The organism is Pedococcus sp. P1_H8, from assembly GCF_056405175.1.
The window spans coordinates 392,685-410,104 of sequence record NZ_JBFUCP010000004.1 but is presented as its reverse complement, the minus strand read 5'-3'; the positions used below and the strand labels follow the sequence as shown (position 1 = coordinate 410,104).

General features: G+C 70.5%; 14 protein-coding genes. 7 read left to right on the top strand and 7 right to left on the bottom strand.

What is annotated here, in order from left to right:
• Positions 1-25: 25 nt before the first annotated feature.
• Together AC1DYG_RS07375 and AC1DYG_RS07370 are read left to right on the top strand one after the other, a co-directional pair.
• Positions 26-649 (top strand): helix-turn-helix domain-containing protein, encoded by a 624-nt coding sequence (locus AC1DYG_RS07375; RefSeq protein ID WP_477639480.1) that lies wholly within the window; start codon positions 26-28, stop codon positions 647-649.
• A gap of 48 nt (positions 650-697) precedes the next feature.
• Positions 698-3,508, top strand: a complete 2,811-nt coding sequence (locus AC1DYG_RS07370; protein WP_477639207.1) for a winged helix-turn-helix domain-containing protein — start codon at positions 698-700, stop codon at positions 3,506-3,508.
• On the opposite strand, the gene AC1DYG_RS07365 is transcribed toward AC1DYG_RS07370, so the two are convergent.
• Complete coding sequence (locus AC1DYG_RS07365; protein ID WP_477639206.1) at positions 3,492-4,766, bottom strand: MFS transporter; 1,275 nt, start codon at positions 4,764-4,766, stop codon at positions 3,492-3,494. The two genes, AC1DYG_RS07370 and AC1DYG_RS07365, sit on opposite strands and share 17 nt — an antisense overlap.
• A gap of 274 nt (positions 4,767-5,040) precedes the next feature.
• Here AC1DYG_RS07365 and AC1DYG_RS07360 point away from each other — a divergent pair, with 274 nt between their 5' ends.
• Positions 5,041-5,295, top strand: coding sequence for a hypothetical protein (locus AC1DYG_RS07360; RefSeq protein WP_477639205.1), 255 nt, complete (start codon positions 5,041-5,043; stop codon positions 5,293-5,295).
• A gap of 1 nt (position 5,296) precedes the next feature.
• Positions 5,297-6,028, top strand: coding sequence for a DUF4386 domain-containing protein (locus AC1DYG_RS07355; protein WP_477639204.1), 732 nt, complete (start codon positions 5,297-5,299; stop codon positions 6,026-6,028).
• Between the two features lie 163 nt (positions 6,029-6,191).
• On the opposite strand, the gene AC1DYG_RS07350 is transcribed toward AC1DYG_RS07355, so the two are convergent.
• Positions 6,192-9,758 (bottom strand): galactose oxidase-like domain-containing protein, encoded by a 3,567-nt coding sequence (locus AC1DYG_RS07350; protein WP_477639203.1) that lies wholly within the window; start codon positions 9,756-9,758, stop codon positions 6,192-6,194.
• Positions 9,759-9,932: 174 nt separating this feature from the next.
• Between AC1DYG_RS07350 and AC1DYG_RS07345 the strand changes: the two genes are divergently transcribed.
• Positions 9,933-10,979: an NAD(P)H-binding protein gene (locus tag AC1DYG_RS07345; RefSeq protein WP_477639202.1), complete on the top strand. Its 1,047-nt coding sequence runs from the start codon at positions 9,933-9,935 to the stop codon at positions 10,977-10,979.
• A gap of 43 nt (positions 10,980-11,022) precedes the next feature.
• Here the strand turns inward: AC1DYG_RS07345 and AC1DYG_RS07340 are convergent, their stop codons facing one another.
• Positions 11,023-11,490 carry an SRPBCC family protein gene (locus AC1DYG_RS07340; protein ID WP_477639201.1) on the bottom strand — a complete coding sequence of 156 codons (468 nt, stop codon included), beginning with the start codon at positions 11,488-11,490 and terminating at the stop codon, positions 11,023-11,025.
• A gap of 75 nt (positions 11,491-11,565) precedes the next feature.
• Between AC1DYG_RS07340 and AC1DYG_RS07335 the strand changes: the two genes are divergently transcribed.
• Both AC1DYG_RS07335 and AC1DYG_RS07330 read left to right on the top strand, forming a co-directional pair.
• Entirely contained in the window at positions 11,566-12,837 is a 1,272-nt protein-coding gene (locus AC1DYG_RS07335) for a D-arabinono-1,4-lactone oxidase (RefSeq protein WP_477639200.1), read from the top strand.
• Positions 12,838-12,863: 26 nt separating this feature from the next.
• Positions 12,864-13,490, top strand: a complete 627-nt coding sequence (locus tag AC1DYG_RS07330) for a TetR/AcrR family transcriptional regulator (protein WP_477639199.1) — start codon at positions 12,864-12,866, stop codon at positions 13,488-13,490.
• On the opposite strand, the gene AC1DYG_RS07325 is transcribed toward AC1DYG_RS07330, so the two are convergent.
• From AC1DYG_RS07325 to paaD, 4 genes are all read right to left on the bottom strand, one after another.
• On the bottom strand, positions 13,478-14,335 hold the full coding sequence (locus AC1DYG_RS07325; protein WP_477639198.1) for a 3-hydroxyacyl-CoA dehydrogenase family protein: 858 nt from the start codon (positions 14,333-14,335) through the stop codon (positions 13,478-13,480). The two genes, AC1DYG_RS07330 and AC1DYG_RS07325, sit on opposite strands and share 13 nt — an antisense overlap.
• Positions 14,336-14,506: 171 nt before the next feature.
• Positions 14,507-15,685 carry a thiolase family protein gene (locus AC1DYG_RS07320; protein WP_477639197.1) on the bottom strand — a complete coding sequence of 393 codons (1,179 nt, stop codon included), beginning with the start codon at positions 15,683-15,685 and terminating at the stop codon, positions 14,507-14,509.
• 60 nt (positions 15,686-15,745) lie between these two features.
• The gene (paaE, locus tag AC1DYG_RS07315; RefSeq protein ID WP_477639196.1) at positions 15,746-16,846 is read right to left on the bottom strand and encodes a 1,2-phenylacetyl-CoA epoxidase subunit PaaE; all 1,101 of its coding nucleotides are present in this window, start codon (positions 16,844-16,846) and stop codon (positions 15,746-15,748) included.
• Positions 16,847-17,419, bottom strand: a complete 573-nt coding sequence (gene paaD / locus AC1DYG_RS07310) for a 1,2-phenylacetyl-CoA epoxidase subunit PaaD (protein WP_477639195.1) — start codon at positions 17,417-17,419, stop codon at positions 16,847-16,849. It lies immediately after the preceding gene.
• Position 17,420 lies beyond the last annotated feature (1 nt).

Sequence of the window (17,420 nt, the reverse complement as noted above, 5' to 3'; positions counted from 1 at the left end):
GGGAAAGGTTGCGACAGTGAGCGACATGGACGACACGGGGGCAGCCATCGCCCGGGCCCTTGACCAGGTGGGTCCGCGACTCAAACAGCTCCGAGCCCATCGTGGAGTCACGCTGGCGGCGCTGTCCGAGTCGACTGGCATCTCCAAGAGCACGTTGTCGCGGCTGGAGACGGGGCAGCGGCGCGCCAGCCTGGAGCTGCTGCTGCCACTGGCGCAGGCCTACCGGGTGCCGCTTGACGACCTCGTCGGCGCCCCCGAGGTGGGGGACCCGAGGGTGCGGCTGAAGGCCAGTAAACGCAACGGGCGCACCGTGCTGCCGCTGACCCGTCAGCCGGGCGGGGTGCAGGCGTGGAAGATCATCGTCCCGACGAGCAACAGCACCCCCCGACCGAAGGTCCATGAGGGGTACGAGTGGCTGTTCGTGCTCTCTGGTCGCATGCGGCTCGTCCTCGGCGACCACGACCTCGTTCTTGGTCCGGGCGAGGTGGCTGAGTTCGACACCCGGGTTCCGCACTGGTTCGGCAGCGACGGGACCCAGGCGGCCGAGGTGCTCAGCCTGTTCGGTCCGCAGGGTGAACGCGTCCACGCCAAGGCCGGTCCTGCGCCGGTGGCAAGGGGCGAAAAGAAGCCAGTGACGTCGACCCCCTGACCTACGCTTCGAGGGAACTCCCTTCCCCCACCGTGAGGCTGAGCGGTCATGACGAGCCCACTGGTCGGCACCAAACGGTTCGTGCCGCCGCTACGCAGTACGTTCGTAGCGCGGCCACGGCTGGGTGCCCGGCTGGGGCGCGACGCGCGGTTGACCCTCGTCTCCGCGCCCGCCGGCTTCGGTAAGACGACGGCGCTGTCGGCCTGGGTGTCAGGGGCGCGGGCCGACGGCAGGTCCGTCGCGTGGCTGTCCTGCGAAGAAGGAGACCAGAAGGCCACGGTCTTCTGGTCGTACGTCGTGAACACCCTGCAGAGCATCGAGCCGACCGTGGGCGCAGATGCGCAGCCGCTGCTGGAGTCAGCGCAGGCGCCCCTCGAGTCCGTCGTGGTGACGCTGGTCAACGACCTCGCAGCACTGCCGAACGACCTCGACCTCATTCTCGACGACTACCACCTCGCCGACAGTCCGGAGGTCGCAGCCGGGATGCAGTACCTGCTGGAACACCTGCCGCCGAATGTACGTCTCGTTGTGAGCACCCGGGTGGATCCTGCCCTTCCGCTGGCCCGGATGCGCGCGAGGGGTGAGTTGCTGGAAGTCCGCGCCGAGGACCTGAGGTTCACGCTCGAGGAGGTCACGGCATACCTCAGGGTGGCAACTGGACTGGAGCTGGACGTCGGAGACGTCGCGGCCCTGGAGCAGCGCACCGAGGGCTGGATCGCGGCACTGCAGCTGGCCGCGTTGTCGATCGAGGGACGGGCCGAGCCCACTGCGTTCATCGCGGGCTTCACGGGCGACGACCGCTATGTCGTCGACTACCTTGTCGACGAGGTGCTGGGTCGCCAGCAGGAGGACGTCCGCACGTTCCTGCTCCAGACCTCGATGCTGGACCGGCTCACCGGACCGCTGTGCGACGCGGTCACTGGCCGCGCAGACGGCCGGGTGGTGCTGGAGTCGTTGGAGCGAGCCAATCTCTTCGTGGTGCCACTGGACGACACCCGACGCTGGTACCGGTACCACCACCTGTTCGCCGACGTGCTGCAGATGCACCTGCGGGACGAACGGCCGGGCGAGATCGTGACTCTGCACCGCAGGGCGAGCGACTGGTACGAGGGGGCGGGGGAGGCTGTGCCCGCCGTCCGTCATGCGCTCGCAGCAGGCGCAGTGGACCGGGCCGCCGACCTGGTGGAGCTCGCCATCCCCGAGGAACGCCGCGAGCGGCGGGAGGCCCGGGTCGTCGGGTGGCTCGACGTCATCCCTCCTGAGGTGGTCAGGACGCGACCGGTGCTCGCCATCGGTTTCGTCAGCGCCCTCATGGCCAGGAACGAGTTCGAGTCCGTGCCCGCGCGGCTCGACGACGTCGAGCGACTGCTCGCAGCCGGTTCGCCTGTCACGGTGGTCGACCAGGCCGAGTTTGCTCGGCTCCCCGCGACCATCGAGCTGTACCGGGGAGCGCTCGCCCTCGTCGCCGGTGACGTGGAGGCCATCCACCGCCACACCCGTGCAGCCGTCGACCTCGCGCCCGACGACGACCACGTCACGCGCGCCTCTGCCGTGGCGCTCTCCGGGCTCGCGCACTGGGCGGCGGGTGACCTGGTCACTGCGCACCGTGACTACACCGCCAGCGCTGACGGGCTGTTGCGGGCGAGGCACCTGTCCGACGTGCTGGGCTGCTCGATCACCCTGGCCGAGCTCCGACGCGCGCAGGGCAGGCTCGGCGACGCCCAGGCGACCTTCGAGCGAGCCCTCGAAGTGTCGGCGCATCAACCGCCGGCGCATCAACCTGCGGCGTTGCGGGGCACGGCGTTGCGGGGAACGGCCTTGCGAGGAACGGCCGACATGCTCGTGGGGCTCAGCCAGGTGGCGCTCGAGCGCGGCGACCTCGATCGGGCTGTCCATCACCTCGAGGAGGCGCGGGCACTGGGTGAGGCGTCCGGCCTGCCACAGCACCCCTACCGGTGGCGCGTCGCGTTGGCTGGTATCCGTGAGGCACAAGGCGACTTGGCGGGTGCCTGCGCCCTGCTGGGCGACGCGGAGCGGGTCTACCTGGGCGACTTCAACCCCAACGTGCGGCCCGTGCCGGCTCTGCGGGCTCGCCTGCTGGTTGCCCTTGGACGGGTGGCCGAGGCTGCGGACTGGGCACGGCGCAGCGGGTTGTCGGCGGACGACGAGGTGTCCTACCTGCGCGAGTGCGAGCACCTTGCGCTGGCCAGGGTGCTCATCACCCGGTCCCAAGAGGGCGGGTCAAAGGCCGACATGGGGCAAGCCCTGGACCTCTTGCAGCGTCTCCTGGCTGCCGCGGAGCTGGGGGAGCGTAGAGGCAGCGTGGTCGAGATCCTCACGCTGCAAGCTGTGGGACACCAGAGCGCTGGCGATCGCTCCGCCGGTCTGGAGTCCCTCGCGCGTGCCCTCGCCATGGCCGAGCCGGAGGGGTACCTGTGGGTCTTCGCCCGCGAGGGAGAACCCATGCGCGCCCTCCTGCGTGGCCTCGTCAGCGACCGGCCGGAATGGCCCTATCCCCAGCGGGCGCTCGACTTCTCCGAGTCCTGCGAGCGGCGCAGGGAGGTGGAGCTGCAGACCACCCCGCTCGTCGGCGCGTCACAGGGCGTTCTCCCACCGCCCGCCGCAGCGGATGGGCCCCGACCCGGGTCGCCCATCGAGCCGCTGAGCCGGCGCGAGCGTGACATCCTGCGGCTGCTCGCCAGCGACCTCAGCGGTCCGGACATCGCCGGCGAGCTGGTGGTGTCGGTCAACACGGTGCGCACCCACACCCGGAACATCTACGCGAAGCTCGGCGTCACCAGTCGGCGCGCAGCGGTACGTCGGGCCGGCGAGCTCGGCCTCCTCAGCGGGCAGCCCTGACGGGCACGATCGCGACGGCGCCCACGACGGCGCACCCGGCAGCCACGGCATACAGGAGCGGGTAGCCGCCACCCCCGACGGTGAGGATGACCGGCGCGAGCACTGGTGCAACGGCGAACGGCAGCGCTCCTGCGTAGTTGAGGACGCCGAGGTCCTTGGCAGCGCGGCTCGGGTCGGGCAGCACGTCGGCGACCAGCGCGAGGTCGACGGCGAAGTACATGCCGAAGCCCAGACCGCTGACGGCGATGCCGACGAGGAAGGCGCTGAAGCTGTCCGCGACGGCGACGAGCACCATCGCCACGGCATACACCAGGGCGGCCGCGAAGACGAAGGGCTTGCGCCGACCCAGCCGGTCCGACACCCGGCCGCTGACCAGGGACGTGGTGACGACGACGGCCGACTGGACCAGGGTCGCGACGAAGACCTGTTGTGGCACAGCGTCTTCCGCGCTTCCGAGGTGGTCGATCAGGAAGTAGACCTGGTACGTCGTCAGGAACGCGAAGGCGAGCACGAGCATGAACCTGCTCGCGAAGACCCACGCGAAGTCGGGGCTGCGGCGAGGGTCGAAGTAGAACGTGCCCGCGAGCTCGCGCAAGGACCACGCGGGCCTGTCCTCGCGCCGGAGGTGACGGTCGTCGAGCGTGGTGGCGAAGGCCAGCACGAGGACGCCGCCGATGAGGCACGGCGCCAGGAACATCGCCAGGTGGCTCCCGCTGAAGACCTTGACGAGGAACGTCGCGCCCACCGACGCGATGGGCAGGCAGATGCCGAGGATGCCGGAGACGACCCCACGCTGCGTCGTCGGCACCTGGTCGGGCAGGACCGCCGCCTGCACCGCGAGCAGCGCGTTGAAGAACAGCTGGGCGGCGCACCAACCTACGAGGACGATCGGCACGGAGGGCGCTGTCGCCACCACGAGGATCGCCGCGGTGCCCCCCACGACCCCGACCACCATCCAAGGCCGACGCATGCCGAACCGGGAGGCCGTGCGGTCGCTGAGCCTCCCCACCAACGGGTTGCCGACCAGGGCGACGAGCGACCCGGTCCCGACGACGAGGGCCAGAGCGCCCGGCGCCCGGTCGATGCCCACCAGCGCATTGACCTTCAGCGCCAGCGTGATGGAGACGGGGGCGATGAGCACCAGGCAGGTGCCCAGGTATGCCGCGGTGTACCGCGCGACGAAGCCCGGCCCCACGGTGTGTGGTCGGGATGGTTCAGGGCCTCGTGCAGTGGCCTCGGTGTGCGCGCTGAGCTGCATGCCGAGCTCCCTCGAGTTCGCGGACGGAGCCATTGATGTGATCGGCACCTGGGCTCCGGCCCACCCCCACAGTAGGGACCGGTGTGGCCGGCGGCCATGGCTCACAGGAGTGGGATGGGTCGGGTTTGGGCCATGGTGTCCGATTCCTCGGCGCGAGTTCACCAGATCTCTCATCAGACGCGGTGATGTCCACTCACCAGATCGGCTCCTAGCGTGCAAGGCAACCCACCCGGCGACCGCCGGATGTGCGGGGCAGCACCGATCGAGGAGCGCCATGGGCTGGTACGAGATCCGCGTCCAGGGCCGGCTCGCGGCCCTCTGGGCCAACCGGTTCGACGGGATGACCCTCACGCCCGGACCTGACGCCACCACGGTCATCACCGGTCCGGTCCCCGACCAGGCCGCGCTGCACGGTTTGTTGCGGGCCCTGGGAGACCTCGGTCTCCCGCTCCTCGCGGTGACCGAGGTCCACCCGGACCGCCGTTCCACCACCCACCCGATCGACGACAACGCAAGAACTGGAGACTGACATGACCACCATGACCGCCCAGGCCGCGACCGCCCGTCGCGCCCCTGCCGACTGGACCCGCAACAACGCCCGCGTCGCGGGGATCTTCTACATCCTCACCTTCGCCTCCTCGATTCCCGCTGCGTTCTACTTCCTCTCACCGATCCTCGACGACCCTCGCTACGTCCTCGGCGCGGGGCAGGACACCCGGGTCGTCATCGGGTGTCTGCTCGACGTCGTCAACGCGCTGACCTGTATCGGCACCGCCGTCGCGGTGTATCCGGTCGTCAAGCGGCAGAACCAGTCGCTCGCCCTCGGCTTCGTGACCTCGCGCATGTTCGAGGCTGCGGTTGTCATGATGGGCGTCGTGAGCCTGCTCGCGGTGGTCAGCCTGCGCCAGGACGCGGCTGGCGCCGACGAGGGCAGCCTGCTCGCCACCGGGCAGGCCCTCGTTGCGCTGCGGGACTACACCTTCCAGTTCGGGCCCAACATGAGCGCGGCCATCAACGCGCTCCTCTTCGGCACCCTCCTGTACAAGTCACGCCTCGTGCCCCGGGTGCTCCCCATCATGGGTCTGACCGCGGCGCCGCTGCTTCTCGGCGCAACCGTCGCCACGGTGCTCGGACTCACCGAGCAGGGCTCCGTCTGGTACGCGCCCGGAGGCGCCCTGATCTTCGTCTGGGAGCTGTCGGTCGGGATCTACATGACCGTCAAGGGTTTCAAGCCGTCCCCGATCACGGCGACCCGGCCGTGATCCCCGCCGAGCGCTGAGGCGGCAGGTGAGCGGGCGGCATACAGCGATCCGTGAATCCGTGGCGAGAGTCTCGTCGGCTCGAATCCGTCATCACCGCCACCACGTGCAGGAGAGGGCGCCCGACCGGCGGCAGCGCGAGTCGGGCGCCCTCGGCCGTGCCAGTTCAGCTCTTCTTCGTCGCGCGAGTCGCCCGCTTGCTGGGCGCCTTGGTGGCGGCCTTGGTCGCGGTCTTGCGCGGTGGTTTGCGGATGGGCAGCCCGGGGATGACGAAGCCCGGAAGGTGCTCGTGCCCGCCCATCAGGTGATGGGTGCCTGTGGGGACCTTCGGCGGGGCGAGCCGAGGCCGGTCGAGGTGGACCCACAGTGCGACGGAGGGGATGTCGCAGTCGTCGACGACGAAGAGCATGTACCACCCGGGTGGGGCGAGGTTGGGGTTCTTGGTGACCTCGACGGTGATGGTGCAGGCGTCGCGGCACACGATGGGCAGGTCGACGAGGCGCTGGCTGGTGTCGTCCGAGTGCGTGGTTGCCATGGGGCGCACCAGGTGGGCCCACTTCAGGCTCATGGCCGACGGGGTGCTCACCTCGACCGTGCTGCCGTACCGCCACTCGGTCGGAGCGGAATCCACCAGCGGGCGCGGTCCCCGGAACAGGTAGGGCGGGTGGTAGAGCTCGAGCCGCAGCTCGTCGTCGCCACGGTCCGGGTTGGACCCGGCCGTGACCACCCGCCCGTCGGGCAGCAGCAGGGCGATCGAGTGGTAGAGCCGTGACACGGTCGCCTCGGCCACGGATCGGAGGGTGTTGGTGGCCGGGTCATAGATCTCCGCGAGGTGGACCGCATCGGCGCGCGTCTCACCGTGCAGGCCACCCCCGGTGACCAGGACGGTCCGGTCGGGCAGGATCACCGAGTTGCACAGCCCGCGTGCCTTGGCGAGGTCGGGTCCGGGGTGGAAGGCCGCCCCGCCAGGACCGGCAGACAGGTCGATGATGTCGGTGCGCTTCGTGGCGGCGGGCGCTCCATTGCCGCCGATGACCATCACCCGCTGGTCCTGGGCCGGTGGCAGCAGGATGCTGTTGCCCTGGTCCCGTTTGGCCTTGTCGCGCAGCCCTGAGACGGTCTGCTCAGCCCCCGTCCAGGGGTTGATGACTCGGCCCTCGATGGTGGCGCCGCCGAGCTGGCCACCGGTGTAGAACAGCTCGCCGTCCTTCAGCAGCAACAGGTGGGGATAGAGCGGAAGGCTGGTGGTGTTGGGCAGCGGACGCCACCCGATGGCGGGATCGAAGACCTCGTTGGGCGCCTGGATGCCGGAGCTGACCACGGCCCGGCCGTCGCCCATGGTGACGAGCGTCGGATACCACCGGTGCGCGTCCATGTCGTCGACGCGGATCCATTGCCGCAGCTGCGGATCGAACAGGTAGGTGGCCTGCGAGCCGACGAAGTCGTCGTACTTGTCCGTCCCGCCGGCCACCAGCACCTTGCCGTCGGGCAGCACGGTCTGGCTGGCGCAGAACACGTCGAACGGACAGCCCGGGTCGTAGAACGTCCCCTCCTGGTAGTCCCACACGACGCTCCTGACGAGGTGGGCGTTGAAGTTCGGGACGTTGTTTCCGGAGCCGGCGAAGAACAGCACCTGACCCGTGTGCATGAGGACGGCGTGCACCGCGAGGACGTGGGAGTCGACCGGGAGCAGTTCCCAGTACCCAGTCTCAGCCAGCTCGCACACGTCGACCGGCTCCGCGGACGGCATACCGGGCATGGTCATCACGGCTGTCGTGGCCGTCGTAGCCGTTCCCGCTGACGTCCCAGCCCCGCCGTGCAGGGGCAGGTGCATGGCTTCGACGAGGGAGTCGGAGGCCATCGCGGCGGTGGCGCCCCGAGCAGCGCTGCGGGCGGGGTGTCGGTGCCCGTGTCCGGGCGGCGAACCCTCCTCCTGCCCGCCCTCGTGGTCGTCACCGTCGTCGGTGTTGTCGCCCTCGGTGTGGTCGTCGCCGTGGTGGTGTCCGCCTCCATGGGTGTGGTGGCCGCCGACGCGTTCGCAGACCTCGCACTGCTCGTCGGCGTCGTGCCCGCAGCAGCGGGTGGTGCCGTGGTCGTGTCCGCAGCAGCGCCCGCCCGGCTTGCCCGGCGGGTGGGCATGGTCGTGGGTGCACTGCTTGGGGTCACAGTCGGTGCCGTCGTGGGCGTGCCTGGGTTCGTGGTGGTCGCCATCGTCGTCGTGGTCGCCATGGTCGTGGTGGTCGTCGTCGGGTATGCCGCAGCACGGGTTGTGCGGCTTGGTGTGCGGGTGCGGGTGGTCGTGTTCGCCGGTGGCACAGTCGCCGCATCGGACGAGGTCGACCCAGTCGAGGTCGTTGCGACCGTCGTCGAGGGGCAGCCTCAGGTCTGCTGACCACGCCGTCTTGGGGTCGACCCAGACCCAGTCGCGGGCGCGGACCAGCCCGGCCAGCCCGGCCATCATGTGTTCCTCAAGGTGGCAGTGGAACAGGAAGTCGCCCTTGACCCTCACCCGGCAGGCGTCGTCCGGTGGGTCGCACTGCAGGGCCTCCAGGTCGCAGGGCAAGCGCAGCGCCGCAGGCACGATGGTGTCCGCGGAGAAGCCCTCGGCGGGACTCAGCCCGTGCACGTCGGCCGCGCCGGCCGGGGGTGCCGGGAGCGCCCATCGGGCAGAGTGCGGGTGGAAGTTGTGCCAGACCGAGCCGAGGTCGAGGTTGACGACGTGCCAGCGCAGCCGCTCGCCGGTGTCCGCCTCGATGGTCGGGGTGTTGCCGACGAACGCGCGTCCGTTGAGGCAGTAGGTCAGGGCCCCGCCGCCCGGCGCCAGCACGATGTGGTCGAAGTTCTGGTCGAGGGTCCAGATGACCTTCTTGCCCGGGCGGACCGACACCGCCTGCGGCACGAAGGTGTTGTCGCGGATGTCGACGGCGCGGTCACCGGCCGGGGCGCCCGGGTCCACCGTGACGGTCCCCGACATCGTCGGGCCGTGGATCTTGCAGTGGTAGGCGACCACGCCTGCGGTGGTGAAGGTGTGTTCGAAGGTCTGCTTCGGCGTCGCCTTGTGCAGGGTGGGGCTCTCGAACGCGTCGTCGGTCGAGGGCGCCTGCATGGCGTGCAGGAACAGCGGGACGTCCAACGCGCGCGGGGCGGACGGATCGCGCACGACGAGGGCGCCGAACAACCCGCGGTTGACGTTGGCCTGAACCATGTGGGTGTGGTCGTGGAAGGCCCACACCCCGATGGTCTCCTTGGTGACGTCGAACGTGTAGGTCCAGCTCTGACCCGGGAGGATCTCGTCGCTGCGCAGGCCGCGACGGGTGCCGAGCCCGAACGGCCAGGCGCCGTCGGAGTCGATGCCGTACTTCACCCCGTGGACGTGCAGGCTGTGACAGTCGTCGTCGCCGTTGAGCACGTGGATACGCAGCTGCTCGCCGGGCTCGGCATACAGCACGGCCCCTGGGACCCGGCGGTACCACGGCGGCTCGTTGACGTCGGCGTCGACCAGCTTGGCCGTGTTCGGGGTCGTGTAGTGGTCGTCGAGGTACTCGCGGTAGACCAGCGCGTTGACGGTGGTCGCGGCGATCTCCGTGGGTTGGACGCGCCCGATCTCGTGACCCATGCCGTACATCGCGTCGCGCCCGTACCACCGGCTGCCGACGATGGGCGCCAGCGGGCTGTACCCGCCCAGCGGCTCGATCTTCAGGAAGATGTCCCGCCGACGCAGGCACTCGGACATAGCGCGCTCCCGTTCCCAGAGTCGGCCACAGCCTGACGAACGCTGCGGTGAAGCCACAAGCAGGGTATTGGCGCCGGGTTGGCCCCGAGATCCACCGTTTGCCGTAGTTGGGTGTTGCCTGGCTGGGACGGTCGCGGTGAGGCGGGCGGTAGGTTCGAACCGTCGTGGAGCGCCGTGGGCGACCGCGCCGCGGCACCGTCCGAGCCGTCCGAACCGTCCGAAACCCGGGAGTCGCTGGTGCGCGTCGTCGTGATGGGCGCGGGAGGCTATGTCGGGAGTCGCCTGGTGCCGGCCCTCCTGTCGCACGGCCACGAGGTGACGGCGACCTTCACCGATGCCCTGTCGGCTGCGCGCTTCTGGTGGTCCGACGAGGTCCACGTCGTCCGGATGGACGTCCTCGCCCGGCCCTCGGTGCGGGCGGCGTGCGAGGGTGCCGACGCGCTCTACTACCTCGTTCACGGCCTCGGCGGTGACGACTTCGCGACCAGCGACCGCGAGGGCGCGTACAACGCGGCGCACGCAGCCGTCCGTGCCGGCCTGGAACGCATCGTCTATCTCGGTGGCCTCGTCCCGGACGTCCCGGACCGCGACCTGTCACCGCACCTGAGGTCGCGGCTCGAGGTCGAGCAGGTGCTCACCGACTCGGGCGTGCCGACCCTGGCGCTGCGCGCCGCGATGATCGTCGGCAGCGGCTCGACGTCCTTCGAGATCATGCGCCAGATGAGCGAACGCCTGCCCGTCCAGGTGCTCCCGCGCTGGATGGACAGCCAGGTCGAACCGGTGGCGGTCACCGACGTCCTCACCGCCCTGGCCGGCGCGCTCTGCGCGCCGGGGCACAGCCGCGCCTTCGACCTCGGCAGCGGAGAGCGGATGGCGTATGCCGCGTTGCTGCGGCTCTACGCGGACCGCGCCGGTCTGCGGCGGGTCCAGGTGAGCGTGCCCGGGCTGCCGACCGGCCTGGTGTCGAGGCTCGCTCCGATCCTGACCCGGGCTCCCGCCTCGACGGTGCAGTCGCTGGTCGAGAGCCTGCACCACGACATGGTCTGCGGGCGGCAGGACTTCGTGGTGCACCTGATGCCTCCAGGGCACGTGCTGACCCCCGTCGCCGAGGCCCTCGACCGCGCGTTGGCGTTGCCTGACGAGGTCGTGCCCGACCGCGAGCGCGACGTCATCGGACCGCTGACCTCCGATGCGAGCTGGGCCGGCTCGATGACCGGCTGACTCAGGAGCGCTGGCTCAGGAGCGCTGACTCAGGAGCGCTGACTCAGGAGCGCCGCGACTTGAGCTGTCGCTCGAGGTTGTGCGCGAACCCGACGCCCATCGCCGCGATGACCGCCTGCATCGAGGCCTGGACGGCTGGCTTGGCGAGTCTCGGGAAGGGCAGGTCGACGTCGACGCCGAGCTCGATGGACAGCCGGGTCCCGTCGCCGCTGTCGGCCAGGACGTAGATGCCCTCGACGCCCGCACGCTCGTCCCCCTTGGGCGCATGGGTGTAGGTGATCCGCTCCTGTGGCGTGAACTCCATGCGCTCCGTGAAGGACAGGCCGATGCTCTTGCCCAGGACCTCGATGGGCGCGAGCTTCCACAGCCACGTCTCGCCATGGTCCTCGATCGAGCGGACCATCGGGGTCAGCTTCGCCACGAGCTTCGCATCGCTCAGGACTGCCCACACGGCGTCCCGGGGGTGGGGCACGACCGCGGTGGACCGCTTGGAGGCTGAGAAGACCGACATGCCCCGAGTCTGGTCCATCGTTCCGCCAGCTGGCCCGCCGGGACGCGAACGGGCCCGCCACACCAGACTGGAGCCATGGTCGAGCGGAACTGGGCGGGCAACGTCACCTACCGGGCAGAGCGGGTCGCACGGCCGGCCAGCGTCGAGGAACTGCAGGAGCTGGTGTCCGCGGCGCAGCGGGTCCGTGCCCTCGGGTCGCGGCACTCGTTCACCGACCTGACCGACACCGATGGCGTCCTCGTCTCGCTCGCCCAGCTGTCCCACGAGTCGCCGCACGAGTCGCCGTACGAGTCGCCCCACGCGCTGGCCCTCGACGAGTCGGCCCGCACCGTCACCGTCGCCGCCGGCCGGGACTACGGCACCGTGGCGGCTGCCATCGAGGCGCGCGGCTGCGCGCTGGCCAACCTTGCGTCGTTGCCGCACATCAGCGTCGCGGGGGSCGGCGCGACGGGCACCCACGGGTCGGGGGACGGGCTCAGGTCCCTGGCCGCCGCAACGGCGGCCGTCGAGCTGGTTGGTCCCGACGGCGACCTGCGCACGGTGGCGCGCGGCGACGCCGGGTTCGAGGGCAGCGTGGTCGCGCTGGGCGCCCTGGGCATCGTGACCCGGCTGACCCTCGACGTCGAACCCAGCTACTCGATGCGCCAGGACGTCTACACCGAAATGCCTTGGCACGTGGTCGAATCCGAGTTCGAGGCCATCACGTCCAGCGCCGACAGCGTCAGCCTGTTCACGCGGCTCGACGACCGCGGCGTGCTCCAGGTCTGGTGCAAGAGCCGGGCCCATGAGGCGCCCGACGACCTGTTCGGGTCGCCACGGGCCACCGGGCCCCTCCACATGCTCGACGGGGCCCCGACCGACTCGGTCACCGATCAGAGCGGCCTGGCCGGCGCGTGGCTCGATCGGCTGCCACACTTTCGCCGCGACGTCACCCCCAGCCGCGGTGCGGAGCTGCAGAGCGAGTACCTCGTCGACAGGTCCGTGGCGTTGGAGGCCCTCGCCGCCCTGCGGCGGCTCCAGCCACTCCTCGCCCAGGTCCTGCAGAGCGTCGAGATCCGCACGGTGGCCGCCGACGACCTGTGGCTCAGCAGCTCCTACGAACGGCCGACGGTGGGGTTCCACTTCACCTGGCTGCTCGACGAGCCAGGCGTGTATGCCGTGCTGCCGACGATCGAGGCCGCCCTGCTGCCGCTGGGCGCGCGCCCGCACTGGGGCAAGTGCTTCGTGGCCACGAGCGACGAGCTCGCGCCGTTGTACCCGCGGTGGGACGACTTCCGGCGGCTGCGGGGCAGCGTCGACCCGCAGGGCAAGTTCGGCAACGACTTCCTCGATCGAGTGCTGGGCTGAGGCCCTGCCGTGAGAGTCTGGCCAGCGTGAGCGAACCGGCACCGGTGACCCCCCGCAGGGGTCGTCCCGGCTACGACCAGGAGACGGTGCTGCGCCGCGCTATCGAGCTGTTCAACGAACAGGGCTACGACGGCACGAGCATGGGTGACCTCGCCCGTGAGCTGGGTTTCACCAAGTCCGCCATCTACCACCACGTCCCGAGCAAGACCCACCTGCTCTCCCTCGCCCTCGACGAGGCCCTGGACGGGCTGACCCAGGTGATCGAGGAGGCGAGCAGCGACGCTGCCGGCCGCACGGCATACGAAAGGCTCCGTCAGGCGGTGCACAAGAGCGTCGAGGTGCTGGTCGAGCACCAGCCGGCGGTCACGCTCCTGCTGCGGGTGCGCGGCAACAGTGAGGTCGAGCTGGCCGCGTTGCGGCGCCGCCGCGAGATCGACGCGCGGCTCGCCGCCCTGGTCAAGGAAGCCATCGACGAGGGTTCGCTGCGCACCGACGTGGCCCCGGCGCTCGTGAGCAGGCTGCTCTTCGGCATGGTCAACTCACTCGTCGAGTGGCACCGCGCCGGTGGCGGGGTCGACGGAGCGCAGCTGTCCGAGGCGATCACGACGATCGCGTTCGACGGATTGGCGATCGCGCCGCCTCACCAGTCGTAGAAGCCGCGCCCGCTCTTGCGGCCCAGCTCGCCGGCGGCCACCTTGTCGCGCAGCAGCTGTGGCGGTTCGAACCGTGGTCCCAGTTCGCGCGCCAGGTGTTCGGCGATGGCCAGCCGGACGTCGAGGCCGACGATGTCGGTGGTCTTGAGCGGTCCCACGGGGTGGCGGTAACCCAGGGTCATCGCGGTGTCGATGTCTTCGGCGGACGCCACGCCCTCCTGCACCATCCGCATCGCCTCGAGGGCGATGGCGACACCGAGCCGACTGCTCGCGAAGCCGGGTGAGTCCCTGACCGTGATCGCCGTCTTGCCCAGGGCCGCGACCCAGCCGCGAGCCTGCTCCACCAAGGGGTATGCCGTGTGCTCGCCGACCACGACCTCGACCAGGTCGCTGGCCGGGACCGGGTTGAAGAAGTGCAGGCCGATGAAACGCTCGGGCGCGCGCAGGGCCGCCGCGATGGTGTCGATCGACAGCGAGCTGGTGTTGGTGGCGAGGACCGCGTCCGGCGCGACCTGCTCGACCCGTTGGAAGACGGCCAGCTTGAGGGCGGCGTCCTCGGGGACCGCCTCGATGACCAGCTCGACGTCGGCCAGGTCGGCGGTGTCGCTGGTCGTGGTGAGACGCGCCGCGATGGCATCGACGTCAGCCAGCAGTCCCCGTTCGGCGGCCTTGCCCAGACTGGTCACGACTCGCTCCCGGGCGGCCACTGCCGTGGGTTCGTCGCTCTCGACGACCACGACGGTGCAGCCCGCGGCGAGGAACGTGTGCGCGATCCCGGCGCCCATCCGGCCGCCGCCATAGACGCCGACTCGGTCCGGCAGCTCGTTCTGGCGCCGGTCGGTCATCTCAGCTCTCCTCCGATCATGAATCCATCCCCACCCGTCGCTATTTCATGCAAAAGGCGAGTTAGCGTCGGACTCGCGAGCGGGCGGGCCGGCGCTAACTCGCCTTTTGCAGGGGTAAGCGCCGCGGTCATCGTGGGCTCCTGTGCTTGGTAGCTCGGGCTGGCGGGGTGCTCACGGGCGCTCGAGGAGCAGCGCGCTGCCCTGGCCGACGCCGACGCACATGGTGGCCAGGCCACGCCGGGCGTTCGCGCGCTCCAGCCGACCCAGCAGGGTGACGACGATGCGGGTGCCGGAACAGCCGAGCGGGTGGCCGAGGGCGATCGCGCCGCCGTCGGCGTTGACCAGGTCCTCGTCGAGCCCGAGGTCGCGGATGCAGGCGAGGGACTGGGAGGCGAAGGCCTCGTTGAGCTCGATGGCGTCGAGGTCTTCGACGGTCCACCCCGCACGGATCAGCGCCTTGCGGGTCGCGGGGACGGGGCCGACGCCCATGACCTCGGGGGCCACCCCGGCGCTCGCTGCAGCGACGATCCGCGCCCGCGGTGTCAGGCCGTGCTCGGCGATGAACCGCTCGCTCGCGACGACCACCGCGGCGGCACCGTCGTTCAGGCCGCTGGAGTTGCCGGCCGTGACCAGCCCACCGGGGCCGTGCAAGGGGCGCAGCGCGGCGAGGCGCTCGAGGCTCGTGTCGGCCCGTGGTCCTTCGTCGGTCGTGAACTCGCCGTCGCGCAGCGGCACCGCGACCGTCTCGGCCTCGAACCGGCCGTTCTTGATCGCGTCGAGTGCCCGCTCGTGGGAGCGCAGGGCATAGGCGTCGAGCTCGTCACGCGTCAGGTTCCACTGCTGCGCAACGCGTTCGGCGGTTTGCGGCATGGTCAGCGTCGTGTCGGCGTCGAAACGCGGATTGGTGAAGCGCCACCCGATCGAGGTGTCGAACGTCGCACCGGGGCGCGCGAAGGCCTTGGTCGGCTTCTCGGTGACCCACGGCGCCCTGGTCATCGACTCGACCCCACCGGCCACCACGACGTCGGCGTCGCCCGCTGCGATCATCTGGCGGGCCGTGGCGATGGCCGTCAGGCCCGAGGCGCAGAGCCGGTTGACGGTGAAGCCCGGCACCGACTGGGGGAGCCCGGCCAGCAGGACCGCCATCCGGGCGACGTTGCGGTTGTCCTCACCGGCCTGGTTGGCCGCGCCGAAGACCACCTCGTCGATGAGCTCGGAGTCGACACCGGCGCGCGTGACGGCCTCGCGGACCACGAGGGCCGCTAGGTCGTCGGGGCGCACGGAAGCCAGCCCACCGGCATACCGACCGATCGGGGTGCGCACGCCGTCGACGATGAAGGCTTCGGCCATGCTCTGGGTGGCGGAAATGCTGTCCTCCTCAGGGTTGGTGCGGTTCAGGGTCTCTCGCGGTCAGGCGTCGAAGTCGACGGTCACGGTGTCGGTGACCGCGTAGGACTGGCAGGTGAGGACGAAGCCTTCGGCGACCTCGGCCTTCTCCAGTGCGTAGTTGCGCCGCATGTCGACCTCGCCGTCGCGGACCAGTGCCCGACAGGTGCCGCAGACGCCGCCCTTGCACGCGAAGGGCAGGTCGGTGCGTGAGGCCTGGGCGGCGTCGAGGATCGACTGGCCGCGCGGCATCGGCGTGGTCGAGCTCAGCCCGTCGAGCACCACCGTGACGTCGCTGGTCTCACCCTCGACGACGGCGTCGGCGCGGTGCAGCTCCGGTGGCGGCTCGTCGACGTAGAAGAGCTCGAAGTGCACGCGGTCCTCAGCCACGCCCACCTCGGCCAGCACCTCGCGCGCCGCGCCGATCATGGCGAAAGGTCCGCACAGCCACACGTCGTCGACGTCGTCGACCGGCACCAGCACGGCCAGCAGGCGCCGCAACCGGTCGGCGTCGATGCGGCCGGAGAACAGCTCGACGTCGCGGGGTTCGCGGGACAGCACGTGGATGAGCTGAAGCCTTGCGCCGTAACGGTTCTTGAGGTCGGCCAGCTCCTCGGCGAACATCACCGAGCCGGTGGTGCGGTTGCCATAGATGAGGGTCACCTCGGCCGCAGGGTTGCCGAGCATGGTACTGGCGATCGACAGCATCGGCGTGATGCCCGAGCCTGCGGCGATGCACAGGTGACGACCGCCGGTGGCGGGGTCGGCCCGGAAGCTCCCCGATGGCGTCTGCACCTCGACCTCGGTCCCCGGCTGCACCTCTTGGACCAGCCAGCGGGAAAAGAGCCCGTCCGGGATCTCGCGCACGCCGATCCGGGGGCGCTCGCTGACAGCGGCGCAGATCGAGTAGGTGCGGCGGTGCTCCTGCCCGTCGATCGTGCGTCGCAGCGTCAACGACTGACCAGCAATGAAGTCGTATGCCGCGGCGAGCTCGGCCGGGACGTCGAAGCTCACCGCGACGGCGTCGTCAGTGAGCTGTTCGACGGAGTGGACGGTCAGGGTGTGGAAGGTGGGCGCTGCCCGCTTGGTCTTCGGGAGCAGCAGGGAGCCGGTGGCGGTGGTCACTCAGATCTCCTTCACGTGCTCGAACGGCTCGAGGCAGGTCGAGCACCTGTACAACGCCTTGCAGGCCGTCGGGCCGAACTCGGAGGTCAGCTCGACGGCACCGGAGCCGCACCGGGGGCAATGGATTGCGCGCCGGATCGGCTTGAGGGACAGCGCGATCGGTCCCGAGCGGGCGGGGACCGGGCCGGGGGCGGACAGCCCGTGGTCGGCGAGGGCCTGCCGACCTCGCTCGGATATCCAGTCGCTGGACCAGGCGGGAGACAGGGACACCTGGATCGTCACGTCCGCAAAGCCGGCCGCACGGAGCACGCGGACGAGGTCGTCACGCATCGTGGCCATGGCGGGGCACCCGGTGTAGGTCGGCGTGATCGCGACCGTCACGGCACCGGCATCGGACACCTCGACCCAGCGCAGCACCCCGAGGTCGTCGAGGGTGAGCATCGGCATCTCGGGGTCGGTGACCGTGCGCGCCGCGACGAGCGCCCGCTCCCGCCGGGACTCTTTCCTGCAACCTGAGCGCCCCAGGGGGTGCTCAGGTTGCAGGACGGAGGGCGCGGACGTGGTCGCGGACATC

Coding starts and splice junctions, on each gene's coding strand:
- AC1DYG_RS07365 (WP_477639206.1), bottom strand. CDS start 4,766: ATGCAGCTCAGCGCGCACACCGAGGCCACTGCACGAGGCCCTGAACCA.
- paaD (WP_477639195.1), bottom strand. CDS start 17,419: ATGTCCGCGACCACGTCCGCGCCCTCCGTCCTGCAACCTGAGCACCCC.
- AC1DYG_RS07375 (WP_477639480.1), top strand. CDS start 26: ATGGACGACACGGGGGCAGCCATCGCCCGGGCCCTTGACCAGGTGGGT.
- AC1DYG_RS07360 (WP_477639205.1), top strand. CDS start 5,041: ATGGGCTGGTACGAGATCCGCGTCCAGGGCCGGCTCGCGGCCCTCTGG.
- AC1DYG_RS07355 (WP_477639204.1), top strand. CDS start 5,297: ATGACCACCATGACCGCCCAGGCCGCGACCGCCCGTCGCGCCCCTGCC.
- AC1DYG_RS07320 (WP_477639197.1), bottom strand. CDS start 15,685: ATGGCCGAAGCCTTCATCGTCGACGGCGTGCGCACCCCGATCGGTCGG.
- AC1DYG_RS07370 (WP_477639207.1), top strand. CDS start 698: ATGACGAGCCCACTGGTCGGCACCAAACGGTTCGTGCCGCCGCTACGC.
- AC1DYG_RS07340 (WP_477639201.1), bottom strand. CDS start 11,490: ATGTCGGTCTTCTCAGCCTCCAAGCGGTCCACCGCGGTCGTGCCCCAC.
- AC1DYG_RS07350 (WP_477639203.1), bottom strand. CDS start 9,758: ATGTCCGAGTGCCTGCGTCGGCGGGACATCTTCCTGAAGATCGAGCCG.
- AC1DYG_RS07325 (WP_477639198.1), bottom strand. CDS start 14,335: ATGACCGACCGGCGCCAGAACGAGCTGCCGGACCGAGTCGGCGTCTAT.